The following is a 17,024-nucleotide window of genomic DNA, read 5'->3' as shown; positions in this document are numbered from 1 at the left end:
ATGATGATTTAACTATTGAACACCTACATCCGCAATCAAAGGAAAACGATGAGGGATGGTCAGATGAGTATGTTGGAAGTTTGGGAAATTTAATTTTTCTTGATCAAAAAATGAATGAAAAATTAGATTCAAAAAAGTTTCATGATAAAAAATCATTGCTATTGGAGGCGGGATATGACTTACCTTTTTTTGTAAAACACTCTCAACAGTGGACTCCAAAGGAGGTAATGGAACATACAGAGAGTATGGCTGAAACTGCGTATAACGAAATTTGGAAAATATAAGCTAACGTAATTAATAAATTGCATTTGGCTGTGTCTCTGCTCTAAACATCGTTATTAAAATAACCGGTGATGTCGGGATGGTATGGCTCCCGTTATTTCGCCCCGAGCACCGCAGCTTTTGGCGAGAACAGCCCTCGCCAAAAGCGAGAAGCGCAGGATTAAGGCGGAATGCCGGGTGGCCTTTTCTTTGAATACTTTTTTTTGGCTGAGCACAAATTCGTCAGGAACGAATTTGAACAGCCGATAGGCTGGCCCGAAGGGCGAAAACCAGGGATGGTTTTCGTAGCGAAAGTATCGCGGCTGTCGGTCCGCGAACCGACATATCAAACACCCGTCGCGACAGCGACACCACACCATGAAAGCCATCCACCAAAACATCACCAAAATCCGCCGCGACTACAACCTGCTGGTCGCCAACGAAACCCTGGAAGACTACGCGCTGCGCTATGCGCCGCGCAGTTTCCGTAAATGGTCCGAGTTCGAAGTCGCCAATACCGCCTTCGGCTCGACTTCGTTTCTGGTGCTGGAAGCCATCGGCGGCTTTCTGTCGATCAACTACGGCTTTACCAACGCCTTTTGGGCCATCATCGCGGTCGGCATCGTCATCTTCATCACCTCGTTGCCGATCAGCTATTACGCGGCCCGGTTTCATATCGACATCGATCTGCTGACCCGCGCCGCCGGCTTCGGCTACATCGGTTCGACGGTGACTTCGCTGATTTACGCCTCGTTCACCTTCACGCTGTTCGCGCTGGAGGCCTCGATCATGTCGCTGGCGCTGGAGCTGTATTTTCAGATCCCGCTGGCCTACGCCCACGTGATCAGCGCACTGATCGTGATTCCGTTGGTGACTTTCGGGATTACCACGATCAGCCGGATGCAGTTGTGGACCCAACCGGTGTGGCTGGCCTTGCTGATTGCGCCGTATATCGCGGTGGCGCGGACCGAGCCGGAAGCGTTGATGACGCTGGAGACCTATTTTTGGATCGCCGGCAGCGGCCAGGGCTTCGATTGGCTGCTGTTCGGCAGCGCGGCGACGGTGGCCTGTTCGATGGTGGCGCAGATCGGCGAACAGGTGGATTTTTTGCGCTTCTTGCCGGACAAGACCGCCGACAATAAATGGCGCTGGTGGGCGGCGATGCTGAGCGCCGGGCCGGGCTGGGTGGTGTTCGGCGTACTTAGACAGTTGCTGGGCGCCTTGCTGGCGCATTTGGCGATACGCCACGGCATCGCCCCGGAACATGCCCACGAGCCGACCCAGATGTATCTGGTGGCGTACAACGAATTATTCGAAGACCCGCGCTGGGCCATGGCCGCGACCGCGTTGTTCGTGGTGTTGAGCCAGATCAAGATCAACGTCACCAATGCCTACGCCGGTTCGCTGGCCTGGTCCAATTTCTTCTCGCGGCTGACCCACAGTCACCCCGGCCGGGTGGTGTGGTTGCTGTTCAACGTGATGATCGCGTTGCTGTTGATGGAGTTCGGCGTATTCGGCGCGCTGGAAAAAGTGCTGGGGCTGTTTTCGAACATGTCGATCGCCTGGATCAGTACGGTCGCGGCGGAGTTGATGATTAACAAACCCTTGGGCTTGAGTCCCAAGGAAGTCGAGTTCAAGCGCGCCTATTTGTCCGACCTGAACCCGGTCGGCATGGTGGCGACCTTCGTCGCGTCGGTGGTGTCGATACTGGCTTACGTCGGCTTGTTCGGCGAATGGCCGAAAGCCTTTTCGGCGTTTATCGCGCTGGGCCTGGCGTTCGTGTTGGCGCCGGCCTTGGCCTGGTGGAGCAAGGGCCGGCATTATCTGGCGCGCGACCGCGATGAACACAACCGCTACGCCCGCAATACCTGTTCGATTTGCGAAAACGAATTCGAGCACGACGACGTGGCCTATTGTCCCGCCTACGCCGGCAGCATCTGTTCATTGTGCTGCACCTTGGACGCGCGCTGCCTGGATGCTTGCAAGGTCGGGTATCGCTTCGACGATTATCTGGAACGTCTCGCCAAGCGCGGCTTGCCGAATTTTCTGAGTCTGTACGTGCGTTTGCGCCTGTTGCGTTTTGCGTTGTTGTTTGTGTTTCTGTCGGTGCTGACCGGCATCTTCGTCAGCATCATTTACTACCAGGATTTGTTGAGCATTCGCCAGGACTGGCCGGCCTTTCAGCTATTGCTAAACAATTTCCTGAAAATCTACGCCTCGTTGTTGGTCTTCATCGGCCTATGCACCTGGTGGCTGATTTTGAATGCGGAAAGCCGCAAGGTGGCGCAAGAGGAAACCGCCAAGCAGACCCAACTGTTGTTACAGGAAATCGAGGAGCACCAGAAAACCGACTTGAAATTGCAGCAGGCGCTGAAAATGGCCGACGCCGCCAATCAGGCCAAGAGCCGATTCCTGAGCAGCATGAGCCACGAAATTCGCTCGCCGCTGAACAGCATCATCGGCTACGCCCATATTTTGAACCAGGACCCCAGCATACCGGAGCACCGGCGTCAGGCCGTCGATACCTTGAAGCGTAGCGGCGAGCATTTATGCGCGCTGATTGAGGATATTCTGGATATAGCCCGGATCGAGGCGCGCAAATTCGATTTGAAGCAGGAGCCGTTTAACTTCCCGTTGTTTATCGAGCATCTGGTGCACACCTACCAGGCGCAGGCCGAGGACAAAGGCTTGCGCTTCGTCTGCCAGATCGGCAACACCTTGCCGCAGCGGGTACGCGGCGATGAAAAGCGGGTGGGGCAGATATTGATCAACCTGCTCGGCAACGCGGTCAAGTTCACCGACAGCGGCGAGATCGTACTACGGATAGGCTATAGCGGCGGCGTCGTCCAGTTTCAGGTCATCGACAGCGGCGCCGGCATCGCCGAAGAACAGTTGCAAAATATCTTCCAGCCCTTTACCCGGCTCAATCAGCCGACCGGCAACGCGGTCGCCGGCAGCGGTCTGGGTTTGACGATCAGTAAGATCCTGACCGAAGTGATGGGCGGCGAAATAACGGTAAAAAGCCGGCTCGGCGAGGGTTCCACCTTCAGCGTGCGGTTGTTGTTGCCGAGTCTGGGCGCCGAGGCCGAGCCGGAACCGCGCGCCGACATCGTCGGCTATCACGGCGTTCGCCGCAAGATTTTGGCGGTGGACGATCAACCCGAGCATCGCGATTTGCTGCGTGCCTTGCTGGAGCCGGTGGGTTTCGAAGTTTGCGAGGCCGGTTCCGGCGAGGAATGTCTGGCGCGGGTGGCCGAGCAATGTCCCGATCTGGTGATGCTGGATATTTCGATGACCGGCATCGACGGCATCGAAACCGCGATCCGGCTGCGCGAGCAGGGTTGGGCGATGCCGATTATCGTATTGAGCGCCAACGCCTATCCCAGCGACCGGTTGGCGGCGCTGAACGCCGGCTGCAACGACTTCCTGGCCAAACCGGTGCGGGTCAACGATTTAATGACCAAATTGAAGCTGTACTTGGCACTGAGCTGGCTGTACCGCGACGAAGTCGCGGCGGTGGAGCCGGGCGCGCCGGCCGCGTTGGCGGTGCCGCCGGAACCTCTGTTGCAGGGCTGTGTCGATTGCGTCAGGATCGGCGATTTGCTGGCCCTGAAAAAACAACTGGACGAACTGGCCGCTGCGCATCCGCACTATGCCGGCTATTTCGCCAAACTGAAAACGCTGGCCGGTGAATTCCGGGTCGGCGAATTACGCAAATTGTTGAACATGAACCGGAAAACGCAGGAGGCACGATGAGCGGCACCTATGGCAGCAGCGGCACGGTTTTGATCGTCGACGATACGCCGGGCAATTTGGCCTTGTTATCCGACACCCTATCGGAAGCCAATTACCGGGTCCTGGTCGCCACCGACGGCTGTTCGGCGATCGAACAAATTCAATACGTCAAACCCGACATCATTTTGCTGGACGTGATGATGCCCGGCATCGACGGTTTCGAAACCTGTAACCGCCTGAAAGCCGATCCGGCCACCGCCGCGATTCCGGTGTTGTTCATGACCGGCCTGAGCGAGTTGGATCATTTGCTGCGCGGCTTCGGCGAGGGCGCGCTGGATTACATCGTCAAACCGATCCGGCCGGCCGAAGTGCTGGCGCGCATCGAAGTGCATCTAACCCAAACCCGAAATCTGCTGCGGGCCGAGCGGGTGTTGGACGACGGCGAATTCGCCGCGCTGGCGGTCGATGCCGACGGCCGGATCGTCTGGCTGACGACCGCCGCGGCGGTCTGGCTGGCGGATTTCAAGCGCGGGCAGGGCGAGACCGGGGCTTGCGGACTGGGCGATACGTTGCCGGGCCGCTTGTTGGCCTGGTTTGCCAACTGGCGCGGCGATGGCGCCAAGGCGCCGGACGGGGAAAGTTTCGGCGCGGCGGCCGGTTTCAGCGTCGAGATCGGCGTTTGCCGCCACCCGGACGAATACTTGTTGCTGCTCAGGCGGGAGGATGACGGCGCCTGGAATCCGGAACAATTGCGCGAGCGCTTGAAACTGACCTTTCGCGAAGCCGAAATTCTGATGTGGATCGCTCGCGGCAAAACCAACAAGGAAATCGGCATTATCCTTGGCAGCAGCCCGCGCACGATCAACAAGCATTTGGAACACATCTTCGAAAAGCTCGGCGTCTCGACCCGCGCGGCGGCGGTCGCGGTGGCCTTGCAGAATGGTTGAGGCATAAAAAAAGCCCGCGGCCGAAACGGCTGCGGGCTTTTGGACGTGCGGGCGCTTGCCGGCTTAGGGCATGTACATGCCGCCGTTGACGTGCAGGGTTTCGCCGGTGATATAGGAGGCTTGCTCCGAAGCCAGGAAGGATACCGCGTGGGCGATTTCCTCCGGTTGGCCGAGGCGGCCCAGCGCGATCGCGCCCAGCAGGCTGTTTTTGATGTCGGCGCCTAGTTCTTTAGTCATGTCGGTATCGATGAAACCCGGCGCGACGGTGTTGACGGTGATGCCGCGCGAGCCGACTTCCTTGGCCATTGACTTGGCGAAACCGACCATGCCGGCCTTGGCGGCGGCGTAGTTGGTTTGGCCGGCGTTGCCGGTCGAGCCGACCACCGAGGAAATATTGATGATGCGGCCGTAACGGGCCTTCATCATGCCGCGCGAGACGGCTTTACACATTCTGAAAACCGAGGTCAGGTTGGTGGCGATAATGTCGTCCCATTCCTCGTCCTTCATCCGCATCAGCAAGTTGTCGCGGGTAATACCGGCGTTGTTGACTAGCACGGCCGGCGTGCCGAATTCATCGCCGCTGAGTTTGACGAACTGCTCGATGTCGGCGGCGTCGGCCACGTTCAGCTTGTAGCCCTTGCCGTTGTCGCCCAGATAGGCGGAGATGGCTTCGGCGCCGGCGGCCGAGGTGGCGGTGCCCAGCACCTGGAAGCCGTCGGCGGCCAGTCTTTCGGCAATGGCCCGGCCGATACCCCGGCTGGCGCCGGTGACGATGGCGATTTTTTTATCCATTCAATTGCTCCACAACGTTGGCTAGGGTGTCCGGGTCGTAGACCGCCAAGTGGGCGGCGTCCGGGGCGATGCGTTTGTTCAGGCCCAACAGGACTTTACCGGGCCCGCATTCGACAAAGGCGGTCACGCCTTGTTCGTGCATGAATTTGACGCTCTCGACCCAGCGCACCGGCTTGAACAGTTGTTCTTTCAGCGCGTAACGGATGACTTCCGGCGAGCCGTGCGATTTGACGTCCGCGTTGTGGATCAGCGTTACCGCCGGCATGTCCAGCGCGGTGTTTTCCAGCAGCGCGGCCAGTTGGCCCGACGCGCTCTCCATCAAGCCGCAGTGCGAGGGCACGCTGACCGGCAGTTTTAACGCGCGCTTGGCGCCCAGTCCTTTCAGAGCGTCGATGGCTCTATCGACCGCGGCGGCGGCGCCGGCAATCACGACTTGGCCGGGCGCGTTGAAATTGGCGGCCGCGACGATTTCGCCGTTGGCCACTTCGGCGCAGGTGTTGACCACTTGGTGGTCTTCCAGACCCAGGATGGCTGCCATCGCGCCCTCGCCGGCCGGCACGGCTTCCTGCATCAGCCGGCCGCGTTCGGCGACCAGTTTGATCGCGTCTTGGAAATTCAGCGCGCCGGAGCAAACCAGCGCGGTGTATTCGCCCAGGCTATGGCCGGCCATCCAGGCCGGACGGATTGTGGTGGTTTCGCACCACACCCGCCAAGCCGCGACGCCCGCCGCCAGCATGGCGGGTTGGGTGTTGCGGGTTTGATTCAGATCGGCGTCCGGACCGTTGGCGACCAGATGCCATAGATCGAATCCCAGCGCGTCGGAAGCCTCGGCGAAGGTGTGTTTGACGGTCGGATGAGTCTCGGCCAGCGCCGCCAGCATGCCGACGCTTTGCGAGCCTTGGCCGGGAAAGACGAAGGCTAGATTGTAGCTTTGCGAATTTGGATTCATATCAGTACCGAATGAGAGCGGAACCCCAGGTAAAACCGGCGCCGAAGGCTTCCATCAGCACGGTTTGGCCGCGTTGAATGCGGCCGTCGCGCACGCCTTCGTTGAAGGCCAGCAGCACGGAAGCGGAGGAGGTGTTGCCTTGGTTTTCCAGCGTGAGAATGACTTGGTCCATCGACATGCCCAGTTTTTTGGCGGTGGCGGCGATGATGCGGGTGTTGGCCTGATGCGGCACCAGCCAGTCGATGTCGCTTTGCGCCAAGCCGCTGGCTTCCAGGGTTTCGTCGACGATGCGGCCCAAGGTGTTAACCGCGACCTTGAAGACTTCGTTGCCGCGCATGCTGATATACGGCGCTTCGTCCTGCTTGCCGGTCGCAGCGACTTGCGGGTTGGGGCAATACAACAGGTCTTCGTAGCCGCCGTCGGAATGAATATGGGTGGACAGGATGCCGGGCTGGTCGCCGGCTCGCAACAACACCGCGCCGGCGCCGTCGCCGAACAGGATGCAGGTGCCGCGGTCGCTCCAATCGACGATACGCGAGCAGATTTCGCTGCCGACCACCAGCACGGTTTTCGCGAAACCGCTTTTGATGTATTGGTCGGCGATGCTGAGGGCGTAGACGGTGCCGGAGCAGGCGGCCTGAATGTCAAAGCCCACGCCGTGCTTGATGCCCAGGCGTTCCTGCAACAGGCAGGCGGTGCTGGGGTAGACCCGTTCCGGGGTGCCGGTAGCGACGATGATCATGTCGATGGCGGCGGCCGGCAGATCGGCCATTTCCAGTGCCTGACGGGCGGCGATCTCGGCCATGCTGGACGCGGTTTCGTCCGGTCCGGCGATGCGTCGGCTTTTAATGCCGGTGCGCTCTTGAATCCAGCTGTCCGAGGTATCGACCATCGCTGAAATGTCGTCGTTGGTGCGGACGGTTTCGGGCAAATAGCCACCGGTGCCGATCACTTGAGACCAGATTGTCATGCCACAACCTTTTGGGCTAATGCGATTTCCAATTTTTCGCTGATTTTACGGATGACGCCTTGCGCGACTTCGACTTCGGCCAGATGAATCGCGGTTTCGAACGCCAAGGCGTCGGCCCCGCCGTGACTTTTGATGACCAAGCCGCGCAAACCGATGAAACTGGCGCCGTTGTAAAGGCGCGGGTCGATGCTGTCCTTGAAGCGTTTCAGCACCGGATAGGCCACCAGGCCGGCCAGTTTGGTCAGCCAGTTTTGCGAAAAGCTGTCCTTGAGTTTCGAGCTGATCATTTTCGCGGCGCCTTCGATCGATTTTAACGCCACGTTGCCGACAAAGCCATCGGTGACGATCAGATCGACTTTGGTATGGCCGGCGTTGATCGAATTGCCTTCAACATAGCCGATGTAGTTCAGCTCGGAATTCTCCAGCAATTTGGCGGCCGCCTTGACCTGCTCGTTGCCCTTCATGTCTTCCTCGCCGATGTTCAGCAAGCCGACGCGAGGCCGTTCGATGTTCTCGACCGCCTTGACCACTTCCTCGCCCATCACCGCGAATTGGTACAGGTGCTCGGCGCTGGAATCGACGTTCGCGCCCAAGTCGAGCACATGGGTGTGGCCGAAGGTGGAGGGTAAGGTGGAAATAATGGCCGGCCGGTCGATGCCGGGGATCATTTTCAACACGAAGCGGGCGGTGGCCATCAGCGCGCCGGTATTGCCGGCACTGACGCAGGCATCGGCCCGGCCTTCCTGAACCAGATTGATCGCGACCCGCATCGACGAGTCTTTCTTGTTTTTCAGGGCCTTTTGCGGCGGTTCGTCCATTTCCACCACCTGCGATGCATGCTGAATGCTAAGCCGGCCGGCGAATTCGGTCAGGGCCGAGCCGAGCTTGTCCTTCAGCAAGGTTTCGTCGCCGACCAGGATCAAATTCAGTTTCGGGTTTTTTCGTAGACAAACCAGCGATGCGGGTATCGTGACTTGCGGTCCGAAATCCCCGCCCATGGCATCGATAGAGAGAGTTACGCTCACGCTTGGGATTAACTCCTGTAGTCGGAAGAAGCCGACAACAGCAGAATGACCCGTCGGCTTTACGTGATGGTGAATTTGCGAAGATTAATCTTCGTCTCTGCCGGCAACGATCTGGCGGCCTTTGTAAAAACCGTCCGGGGTCATGTGGTGACGCAGATGGGTTTCGCCGGTCAGGGCATCCTGAGACAGGGTTTTGCCGACCAATGCATCGTGTGAACGACGTTGACCGCGTCTGGAACGCGATACTTTGCTCTTTTGTACTGCCATTTCAATCTCCAGTTTTTTTAAGTTTTGCTAACACGGAAAAAGGATTGTCGGCCTTAGTCCGGCTATCGGTGTAGTCGTTGTCCGAAGAGCTGTTGCGCTCGAGACAGCGGTGCTCGTGTCTGGGGAAATCCGGAATCGCCAACAGGATTTCGTCCTCGACGACCGCATGTAGCGAGATTTTGTCGTCGTCCAGCAATATTGGTTCGTAATCTTCCAGCCGCTCGGCCTCGGCCGGCGTGGCGACCACGGCCAATTTGAAGCGGATGTTCAGTGGCCAGGCCACGCCTTGCAGGCAGGATTGGCATTCCAGTTGCAGCGTGCCGGCAATATGGCCGCTCAACACGACGCGCTTGCCGTCCTTGTCGAATTCCACGCTGACATCCACCGCGCCCTCCCGCTCGACAACGTAATCCGACAAGCGTTCGAACTGGGCTATCGCTAGCTGGCCAGCCACGGTGCCGCGCCTTTCGGCAAACACCAGAGGATCGATACGGTCGGGAAACTTGTCTGACATAACTGTACAATGATACAGATTACTCGTTGCCGCGTCAAACAAACACTCGATTAAACAATCACCTAGCCATGTCCGCTCTCGTTCTTGCTTCCGGGTCGCCCTACCGCCGGCAACTGCTGGCGCGCTTGCAGCTCGAATTTACCGCCACGGCCAGCGACGTCGACGAGACGCCGCTGGCCGGCGAAGCACCGGCCGATTTGACGATTCGCCTGGGGATGGCCAAGGCGCGGGCGCTACGCGCCGAGTTTCCCGAACATCTGATTATCGGCTCGGATCAAACGGCGACGATAGACGGCGCTATTTTGGGCAAACCCGGTAGCCGGGAGGCGGCGATTCGGCAGCTAGTCCTGCAAGCCGGTCGAGTCGTGACGTTTTACACGTCGGTTTGTCTGCTCGACGCCGCTTCCGGCCGCCACTGGAGCGATCTCGATGTCTGCCAAGTGCATTTTCGGCCTCTGACTCCGGCGCAAATCGAGCGTTACGTCGATCGCGAACAGCCGTTCGATTGCGCGGGTAGTTTCAAGTCCGAAGGCTTGGGTATCGCGCTGTTCGAAAAAATCGTCGGCGACGACCCGAACGCCCTGATCGGCTTGCCGTTGATCAAACTCACCGCGCTGCTGCAACAGGCCGGCATGTCGGTGTTATAGCGTGTCGCGCTAGTTTTAGTGAAAGCGCTTGCCCGGCGACAGCAATTCAAACATGTGCATGAATTCGCCTTCCACCTGACCCATCAGCGCGACGATCTGCTCGCGGCTCAGCCGCGTCAGCGACAGCGATTGTTCGGACAGCATGGCCGCCGTGGCTTCAACGCCGTCGGCGTAGCGGCCGCTGTCGGCCAGCAGGGCCGAGATGTTCAGCAGATGGGCGTCGAGTTTGTGAACCAACGCGCGACTCGGTTCCAGGTAACAGCCGACGGTTTCGTACAAGGATTCCGGCAAGCCCCAGCTTTTCAGCAATTCCCGGCCGACATCGGCGTGGGTAAAGCCGATAATCTGATATTCGAAGCCGGGAACCAAGCCGCGATCGTGGTTGGCGGCCAGCAGCACGGTGCGGGCCGCGTCCGGCATGCGGATGTACAGCACCAGCGAGCCGATGTCGTGCAGCAGGCCGGCCAGAAACAGCCGCTCGGCGTGCAACACGCCGCTACGTTTGGCCAGCAGCCGGGCGATCACGCCGCAGTGCACGCTACGCATCCAGTAGGCGGTCATATCCACCAGCTCGCAGGGAATCCGGCTGAATTCATCGACCACCGATGTCGCCAGGATCAGATGGTTCAGATCGTCGATGCCGATAATGGTGATGGCGCGCGAGATGGTGTCCACCTTGGATTGAAAACCGTAGAACGGGCTGTTGACGATGCGCAGTAAGCGGGCGCACAGTGCCGGGTCCTTGGAAATCACCTTGCCAAAATCCGTCATCGTGTAACGCGGATCGCGCATCATTTCGCTGAGCTGGAAATAGATGTCCGGTAGCGAGAACAGCTTGGTCGTGTCGTTGACCAGACTTTGTAGCGAGGACACGGTCACTAGCCTTTTCCGTATAGCGACATCACATGCTGGACGTAATTTTGAGTCTCGGGGTAGGGCGGAATCGTGTAGTTGTACTTCATCACGGCGCCTTCGCCGGCGTTGTAACCGGCCACGGCCAATTTCAGATTGGAGTTGAACATCGCTAATAGGTCCTTCAGGTAGCGGGTACCGCCGTCCACGTTTTGCTCGGCGTCGCGTCTATCGCTGACGCCGTAGCGGCGCGCGGTGTCCGGCATTAACTGCATCAGACCGACCGCGCCGGCGGACGACACGGCATTCGGGTTGTAGGCCGATTCGGCCTGGATTACCGCGTGCAACAATTTGGGGTCCATCTGATGCTTGGCGGCGGCTTTGGCGATCAAGTCGTTGAACTTGCTTTTGTTCGCCGACAGATATTTTAGATCGTGATTATAGGTTTTGGGGCGGGTGCGAATAATCAGCCGGTAATCGAAACCTTTTTTCGGCTCGTCGGTGTAATACACCCGGCCGTCCGGCGCGACATATTTGTAGATGTCGGCCTGAACCGGCGGCAACCAAGCCAATGCGAAAACGGCAGCGGTCAGACGTTTCGCCATCGGCCGGCCCCGTCAGTCGGTGGGCGAAATTTTGACGGCCGCCGCGGCGCGGATTGCCTTGGCCTTGGCGTCTTCCACCGTCGCGCCGCAGGCCAGCGCCACGCCCATGCGCCGGGCTGCGAAGGCTTCCGGTTTGCCGAATAATCTGACTTCGCTGTCCGGCACCGCCAGCGCCCGCGCCAAGCCGTGATAGGCCACGTTTTTCGCGTCGATGCCGCCGAGTATCACCGCGCTGGCCCCCACCTTGTCCAAGCGGGTGTTGACCGGCAGGCCCAAAATCGCTCTGGCGTGCAAATCGAATTCGCTTTGGCGTTGGCTGACCATCGTCACCATGCCGGTATCGTGCGGGCGCGGACTGACTTCGCTGAACCAGACCCGATCGCCGCTGACGAATAGTTCGACGCCGAACAAGCCCAAGCCGCCCAGTGCTTCGGTGACCTTGCCGGCGATCTGCCGGGCCAGCACCAACGCGGGTTCGCTCATCGCTTGCGGTTGCCAGCTTTCGCGGTAATCGCCGTGTTCCTGGCGATGGCCGATCGGCTCGCAAAAATGGGTTTGGACCGCTCCGTCGGCGTCCGCCGCCCTTACCGTCAGCAGCGTAATCTCGAAATCGAAATCGATCTTGGCCTCGACGATGACCTTGCCGGTATCGGCGCGCCCCGCCGATTTGGCGTAATCCCAGGCCGCCCGCAAGGCGTCGGCCGACTTGACCATCGATTGGCCCTTGCCGGACGACGACATGGTTGGCTTGACGAAGCAGGGATAGCCGATGCCGTTATCGACGGCGGCTTTCAACTGCTCGAAGGTTTCGGCGAAGGCGTAGTTGGAGGTCGGCAAGCCCAGTTGTTCGGCGGCCAGCTGGCGGATGCCTTCGCGGTTCATCGTCAACTGGATCGCGCGGGCGTTGGGCACCACGGTCGCCAAGCCTTGCGATTCGATGTCGGCCAGCGCGCCGGTGGCGATGGCTTCCAGTTCCGGCACGACCAGATGCGGCTGTTCGCGGGCGATCAAGGTTTTCACCGCGTCGCCGTCGGTCATGTCGATGACGTGGCTGCGATGGGCGACCTGCATCGCCGGCGCGTTGGCGTAGCGGTCCACCGCGATCACTTCGACGCCGTAGCGTTGCAGCGAGATCGCGATTTCCTTGCCCAATTCGCCGCTGCCCAGCAAGAGGGCTTTGGTGGCGGCGGCGCTGTTGGGAGTTCCTAGTTTCATCACGATTGGGCTAAATAGTTGTCGATGTCTTGTTTGGAAAAGCCGATTTTCTTGGCCACCCGGTCGGCGTGGCTGATCCGGGAAATACCCGGAATCAATTTGAAGGTCGGCAGGTCGTCGGCGAATTCGACTTGTTTCGGATCGGCGATTTTGCGCTTGACGAATTCGTCCACCAACTGATGGTTGTGGGTGATCAGAACCGTGCTGTTGCCTTTCCGGTAAAAGCCGTCGAGTACGTCGATCGACGATTGCATTTTCTCTTCAAAAGTAGTGCCTTCCGCCATTTCGTCAAGCACGACCAGACTTTTCGAGCTACAGGCCAGGAAAATGTCTCGGGTGCGCTTCAGTTCGGTGCCGAAGCGGCCTTCGCCGTCGTCCAGATGGCTGATTTCCGGCGCCTGGTAAAAAATCCGGTCGGCAACGCTGAGTTTGGCCGCTTTGGCCGGCACGAAGCAACCGATCTGAGCCAGCAATTGAATCTGAGTGATGGTCTTGCAAAACGCGGTCTTGCCACCGCTGTTCGGACCGGTGACGCAGACCAAACGGGTTTGGTCCATTGCAAAGTCGTTGCCGACGTAGTCGGGGTTTTGATTGCCCAAAACCGGGTTTTTGGCGTTGTTCAATGCGATCGCGTGGCGTTCGTCGGCCTGGAGTTCCGGCATGACCATGTCGCTGCCGTAATGTTCGGCGTATTTGATGAAGGCCAGCAATTCGTCGAGTTGGCCCAATGCGTCCAGCAAATCGCCCAGCGCCTTGGATTGACGGAAGATGTTGCGCAACGGGATGATGCAGTTGTCGCGGTCGTAACCGCCGACCACCGGAATGTAGACCAAGGCCAGCGGTAAAAAGAATACCGAGGCGATCGACAAGCCATCGCGGGTGACTTCGAACAGATTGGACGGAAAGACTTTGGTGATGCCCCAGATCACCGCGATGACCAGCGCAATCAGCAGCGGCTTGAACAAGGTCGGCCGAAAGATCGTCGCCGGCGCGAACGAGTGTTTACGTTCTTCCTTGCTTTGGATGCCTTTTTCGCTGTTGTAGACCGGGCCGACCATCAGCGAATATTCGTTGCTGTCGGCGAAGCCGGCAATTTTGTCGAAGATGGCTTTCAAGTACGGCGTTTGCGGGGTGCCGGAGTTTTGGATCGCGCCGACCAATTCCAGCGGCAGGCGGATGCCGCGAATATAGGGTTTGTAACCGTAACCTTCGATTTGATGGTCGTGGCGGGCGGTGCCGAAGCTGCCCAGGAATTCGCCGAACAGCAATACGTAAAGTCGCTTTTCGGTTTCGGCGGCGCGGGCGACGATATTTTCGACGTTCTCGCGTACCGCCGGGTTGTCGCGGATTTCCAATACCGCCGCTTGTTTGGCGGCGATCGCGTCGGCGTCGGCCAACGGCTGGGTCAGCGAGCGGTACAGCACCGATTGGCCGGCGGTGGTCGCGGCGTGGTTGACGTGGTCGAACAGCTCGTCCACTTCGATGGTGTTGAACGCGCCCTGATCGATGACGCCGGCGCCGGTCGGCGGCGGGGTGCTGGATCGCACCGTCGGCCATTGGTCATTCCAGCTTTCTAGGATATTCGCTTGCATGCTGCCTCCCCGGTTTTATAGTTATGGCGCGGCGTGGTTAACGCGCGGTTTCGATCAAAGCGTGCATCACCTCGACGTGGGCGTCGCTGTCGTTCAAGGCCGGAATATAGCGGTAGCTTTCGCCGCCGGCCTCCAGAAAAATCTCCCGGTTGGCGATGGCGATTTCTTCCAGCGTTTCCAGACAGTCTACCGAGAATCCGGGACACAGCACATCGACGCTGCGTATTCCCTGGGTCGGTAGTTCCGCCAACACCTCCACGCAATACGGTTTCAGCCATTCGGCGCGGCCGAAGCGCGATTGGAATACCAAGCGCCATTGAGCGTCGGTCAGTTCCAATTGTTCCGCGATCAGTTTACCGGTGGTTTGGCATTGGTAAAAATACGGGTCGCCCAGTTCGGTCAATTTGGCCGGCAGGCCGTGGAAGGACATCACCAGACAGTCAGCCTGGCCGTGTTCGGCCCAATGCGCGCGCACCGAATCGGCCACGGCTTTGATATAAACCGGGTGTTGGTGGAATTCGCCGATAAAACGCAACGACGGCAGATGCCGCCAGCCGACGAAAACTTCGGCGACCACGTCGAAAATCGAGGCGGTGGTGGTCGAGGAATACTGCGGGTACAGCGGTACGACGACGATGTCTTCGACGCCGTTCTGCTTGAATTCGGTTAGCTTCTCGGCCAGCGCCGGTTTGCCGTAGCGCATCGCATAATCGACTTGAATGTCGGCGCCGGCCAAGCTAGCGGCCAGTTTTTCGGCCAGACGCCGGGTGAACACGATCAGCGGCGAGCCCTGCTCGGTCCAGATTGCCCGGTAGGCGTGCGCCGACTTTTTCGGGCGGAACGGCAGAATGAACAGATTCAGGATCAACCACCACAGCGGCCTAGGCAGATTGACCACGCGCGGGTCGCCGAGAAACTCGCGCAGAAAGCGGCGCACGTCGCCGGTCTTGGTCGAGGCCGGCGAGCCCAGATTGACCAGCAGGACGCCGGTTTTGCGTAGCGCTGGCCGGCTCATGTTATTTACGGTTGATCAGGTTGAGGAATTCGGAACGGGTGCTGATTTCCTGACGGAAAATCCCGGTCATGACCGACGTGGTCATCACCGAGTTTTGTTTTTCGACGCCGCGCATCATCATGCACAAATGCTTGGCTTCGATCACCACCGCCACGCCGCGCGCGCCGATCGCGGTCTCCACCGCGGTGGCGATTTGTCGGGTCAGTTGCTCCTGAATCTGCAGACGGCGGCCGTACATGTCCACGATCCGCGCCAGTTTGGACAGCCCCAGCACCCGGCCTTGCGGCAGATAACCGATGTGGCATTTACCGATGAAGGGCAGCAGATGATGCTCGCACAGGGAATACAATTCGATGTCCTTGACGATGACCATGTCCTCGGTGTCGGCCTGAAAAATCGCATCGTTAAGTACGTCTTCCAGCGTTTGCTGATAGCCCTTGTTCAGGAATTTGAAGGCTTCGGCGGCGCGTTTGGGCGTGTCTCGCAAACCCTCGCGGTTTACGTCTTCGCCTATCGCCTGAATAATTTTGGAAAAGTATTCTTCCATCGCCGTCCCCCAGGTAAAAAAATGCGGTGAGTATACCGTATCACCGGGTAAATTCTAAGGCGTCCAGCAAGACCCCGGCGCCGGCACCGGGTTTATTGGCGTTTTCGCTCAGATGGCGGCGCCAGGCGCGGGCGCCGTTTTCGCCGTGGAACAAACCGAGGATGTGCTTGGTGATCGCATGCGGCCGCACGCCCAATGCGGCTTGTTGTTCGAGATAGGGCAGCAGTGCCAGCGCCACGTCGCGGCGGCTGGGTATCGGCCGGGTTTCGCCGAACAGGCGGGCGTCCACCTCGGCCAGGATATACGGGTTGTGGTAGGCCTCGCGGCCCATCATCACGCCGTCGATTTGTTGCAATAACTCGGCGGCGCCGTCCAGCGAAATCACGCCGCCGTTGATGGCGATCGTCAAATGCGTAAAGTCCTGTTTCAAGCGAAACACCGCCTCGTATTGCAACGGCGGAATCTCCCGGTTTTCCTTCGGCGACAAGCCCGACAGCCAGGCCTTGCGAGCGTGAACGATGAAGGTTTCGCAACCGGCCGCCGCCACCGTCGCGACGAAATCGACCAGTTCGTCGTAGGAATCCCGGTCGTCGATGCCGATGCGCGACTTGACCGTCACCGGTATCGCCACCGCCGCCCGCATCGCCGCGACGCCATCGGCCACCAATCGCGGCTCGGCCATCAAACAGGCGCCGAAGCGGCCGTTTTGTACCCTGTCACTCGGGCAACCGACGTTCAGATTGACTTCGTCGTAACCGTAGTCTTCGGCGATTTTCGCGCACCGCGCCAGATCGGCCGGATCGCTGCCGCCCAGTTGCAGGGCCAGCGGGTGTTCCTCGACGTTGTAACGCAAATGCCGCTCCCGCCCACCTTGCAAAATCGCCCCGGTAGTGACCATCTCGGTATACAGCAAGGTCTTTCGGGTCAGCAGCCGATGAAAATACCGGCAATGCCGGTCGGTCCAATCCAACATTGGTGCCACGGAAAAACGGTGATTGGGTTGTTTGGTATTTGTCACGCTTTGAACATGGCTGTAGTTGTTTGAAAACGGTACGGATATAGCGCGGTCCCATTTTTGATCCGTACCGAGA

The 17,024-nt window shown here is 59.1% G+C and carries 17 protein-coding genes; 4 read left to right on the top strand and 13 right to left on the bottom strand.

From position 1 onward, the window contains the following. The 3 genes from AC3B8H_RS09860 to AC3B8H_RS09850 all read left to right on the top strand — a co-directional run. Positions 1-284: GmrSD restriction endonuclease domain-containing protein (locus AC3B8H_RS09860; RefSeq protein ID WP_488441418.1), on the top strand; the 284-nt coding region annotated here is incomplete at its 5' end. Between the two features lie 355 nt (positions 285-639). Then, the gene (locus tag AC3B8H_RS09855) at positions 640-4,017 is read left to right on the top strand and encodes a hybrid sensor histidine kinase/response regulator (RefSeq protein WP_488441417.1); all 3,378 of its coding nucleotides are present in this window, start codon (positions 640-642) and stop codon (positions 4,015-4,017) included. Further along, the gene (locus AC3B8H_RS09850) at positions 4,014-4,943 is read left to right on the top strand and encodes a response regulator (protein ID WP_488441416.1); all 930 of its coding nucleotides are present in this window, start codon (positions 4,014-4,016) and stop codon (positions 4,941-4,943) included. The genes AC3B8H_RS09855 and AC3B8H_RS09850 overlap by 4 nt, the downstream gene beginning before the upstream one ends. A 63-nt stretch (positions 4,944-5,006) precedes the next feature. Here the strand turns inward: AC3B8H_RS09850 and fabG are convergent, their stop codons facing one another. The 6 genes from fabG to AC3B8H_RS09820 all read right to left on the bottom strand — a co-directional run bounded on the left by fabG (position 5,007) and on the right by AC3B8H_RS09820 (position 9,460). Next, positions 5,007-5,735: a 3-oxoacyl-ACP reductase FabG gene (fabG, locus tag AC3B8H_RS09845; protein ID WP_488441415.1), complete on the bottom strand. Its 729-nt coding sequence runs from the start codon at positions 5,733-5,735 to the stop codon at positions 5,007-5,009. Beyond that, positions 5,728-6,684: an ACP S-malonyltransferase gene (gene fabD, locus AC3B8H_RS09840; protein WP_488441414.1), complete on the bottom strand. Its 957-nt coding sequence runs from the start codon at positions 6,682-6,684 to the stop codon at positions 5,728-5,730. Before fabD ends, fabG begins: the two co-directional genes overlap by 8 nt. Position 6,685: 1 nt before the next feature. Continuing rightward, positions 6,686-7,654 carry a beta-ketoacyl-ACP synthase III gene (locus AC3B8H_RS09835; protein ID WP_488441413.1) on the bottom strand — a complete coding sequence of 323 codons (969 nt, stop codon included), beginning with the start codon at positions 7,652-7,654 and terminating at the stop codon, positions 6,686-6,688. Continuing rightward, positions 7,651-8,679 (bottom strand): phosphate acyltransferase PlsX, encoded by a 1,029-nt coding sequence (gene plsX, locus AC3B8H_RS09830; protein ID WP_488441412.1) that lies wholly within the window; start codon positions 8,677-8,679, stop codon positions 7,651-7,653. The genes AC3B8H_RS09835 and plsX overlap by 4 nt, the downstream gene beginning before the upstream one ends. 84 nt (positions 8,680-8,763) lie before the next feature. Then, a complete protein-coding gene (gene rpmF, locus AC3B8H_RS09825; protein WP_488441411.1) occupies positions 8,764-8,946 on the bottom strand; it encodes a 50S ribosomal protein L32 in 183 nt (60 codons plus the stop codon). A gap of 1 nt (position 8,947) precedes the next feature. Beyond that, complete coding sequence (locus tag AC3B8H_RS09820; RefSeq protein WP_488441410.1) at positions 8,948-9,460, bottom strand: YceD family protein; 513 nt, start codon at positions 9,458-9,460, stop codon at positions 8,948-8,950. A gap of 68 nt (positions 9,461-9,528) precedes the next feature. Here AC3B8H_RS09820 and AC3B8H_RS09815 point away from each other — a divergent pair, with 68 nt between their 5' ends. Beyond that, a complete protein-coding gene (locus tag AC3B8H_RS09815) occupies positions 9,529-10,107 on the top strand; it encodes a Maf family protein (RefSeq protein WP_488441409.1) in 579 nt (192 codons plus the stop codon). A gap of 15 nt (positions 10,108-10,122) precedes the next feature. On the opposite strand, the gene AC3B8H_RS09810 is transcribed toward AC3B8H_RS09815, so the two are convergent. The 7 genes from AC3B8H_RS09810 to dusA are packed head-to-tail and all read right to left on the bottom strand — an operon-like array spanning position 10,123 to position 16,906. Next, positions 10,123-10,980 carry an HDOD domain-containing protein gene (locus AC3B8H_RS09810; RefSeq protein WP_488441408.1) on the bottom strand — a complete coding sequence of 286 codons (858 nt, stop codon included), beginning with the start codon at positions 10,978-10,980 and terminating at the stop codon, positions 10,123-10,125. A gap of 5 nt (positions 10,981-10,985) precedes the next feature. Further along, positions 10,986-11,564 (bottom strand): lytic transglycosylase domain-containing protein, encoded by a 579-nt coding sequence (locus AC3B8H_RS09805; RefSeq protein WP_488441407.1) that lies wholly within the window; start codon positions 11,562-11,564, stop codon positions 10,986-10,988. A gap of 12 nt (positions 11,565-11,576) precedes the next feature. Beyond that, positions 11,577-12,779, bottom strand: coding sequence for a formate-dependent phosphoribosylglycinamide formyltransferase (purT, locus tag AC3B8H_RS09800; protein ID WP_488441406.1), 1,203 nt, complete (start codon positions 12,777-12,779; stop codon positions 11,577-11,579). Continuing rightward, complete coding sequence (locus AC3B8H_RS09795; protein ID WP_488441405.1) at positions 12,779-14,371, bottom strand: MutS-related protein; 1,593 nt, start codon at positions 14,369-14,371, stop codon at positions 12,779-12,781. Before AC3B8H_RS09795 ends, purT begins: the two co-directional genes overlap by 1 nt. 37 nt (positions 14,372-14,408) lie before the next feature. Beyond that, entirely contained in the window at positions 14,409-15,386 is a 978-nt protein-coding gene (gene hemH, locus AC3B8H_RS09790; protein WP_488441404.1) for a ferrochelatase, read from the bottom strand. 1 nt (position 15,387) lies between these two features. Beyond that, a complete protein-coding gene (gene folE, locus AC3B8H_RS09785) occupies positions 15,388-15,933 on the bottom strand; it encodes a GTP cyclohydrolase I FolE (protein ID WP_488441403.1) in 546 nt (181 codons plus the stop codon). A 40-nt stretch (positions 15,934-15,973) separates the two neighbouring features. After that, positions 15,974-16,906 (bottom strand): tRNA dihydrouridine(20/20a) synthase DusA, encoded by a 933-nt coding sequence (dusA, locus tag AC3B8H_RS09780; protein WP_488441419.1) that lies wholly within the window; start codon positions 16,904-16,906, stop codon positions 15,974-15,976. Between the last annotated feature and the right edge of the window lie 118 nt (positions 16,907-17,024).

This window comes from Methylomonas sp. BG-2 (assembly GCF_057766305.1).
Note: the sequence above shows the minus strand (reverse complement) of the source record. Positions and strands in the feature narration are given on the sequence as shown.

What these genes read in the sequence shown, in the direction of transcription:
- AC3B8H_RS09820 (WP_488441410.1), bottom strand. Translation starts at nt 9,460, where the DNA reads ATGTCAGACAAGTTTCCCGACCGTATCGATCCTCTGGTGTTTGCCGAA.
- AC3B8H_RS09835 (WP_488441413.1), bottom strand. Translation starts at nt 7,654, where the DNA reads ATGACAATCTGGTCTCAAGTGATCGGCACCGGTGGCTATTTGCCCGAA.
- rpmF (WP_488441411.1), bottom strand. Translation starts at nt 8,946, where the DNA reads ATGGCAGTACAAAAGAGCAAAGTATCGCGTTCCAGACGCGGTCAACGT.
- hemH (WP_488441404.1), bottom strand. Translation starts at nt 15,386, where the DNA reads ATGAGCCGGCCAGCGCTACGCAAAACCGGCGTCCTGCTGGTCAATCTG.
- purT (WP_488441406.1), bottom strand. Translation starts at nt 12,779, where the DNA reads ATGAAACTAGGAACTCCCAACAGCGCCGCCGCCACCAAAGCCCTCTTG.
- AC3B8H_RS09855 (WP_488441417.1), top strand. Translation starts at nt 640, where the DNA reads ATGAAAGCCATCCACCAAAACATCACCAAAATCCGCCGCGACTACAAC.
- AC3B8H_RS09795 (WP_488441405.1), bottom strand. Translation starts at nt 14,371, where the DNA reads ATGCAAGCGAATATCCTAGAAAGCTGGAATGACCAATGGCCGACGGTG.
- fabD (WP_488441414.1), bottom strand. Translation starts at nt 6,684, where the DNA reads ATGAATCCAAATTCGCAAAGCTACAATCTAGCCTTCGTCTTTCCCGGC.
- folE (WP_488441403.1), bottom strand. Translation starts at nt 15,933, where the DNA reads ATGGAAGAATACTTTTCCAAAATTATTCAGGCGATAGGCGAAGACGTA.
- AC3B8H_RS09805 (WP_488441407.1), bottom strand. Translation starts at nt 11,564, where the DNA reads ATGGCGAAACGTCTGACCGCTGCCGTTTTCGCATTGGCTTGGTTGCCG.
- fabG (WP_488441415.1), bottom strand. Translation starts at nt 5,735, where the DNA reads ATGGATAAAAAAATCGCCATCGTCACCGGCGCCAGCCGGGGTATCGGC.
- dusA (WP_488441419.1), bottom strand. Translation starts at nt 16,906, where the DNA reads ATGTTGGATTGGACCGACCGGCATTGCCGGTATTTTCATCGGCTGCTG.
- AC3B8H_RS09850 (WP_488441416.1), top strand. Translation starts at nt 4,014, where the DNA reads ATGAGCGGCACCTATGGCAGCAGCGGCACGGTTTTGATCGTCGACGAT.
- AC3B8H_RS09815 (WP_488441409.1), top strand. Translation starts at nt 9,529, where the DNA reads ATGTCCGCTCTCGTTCTTGCTTCCGGGTCGCCCTACCGCCGGCAACTG.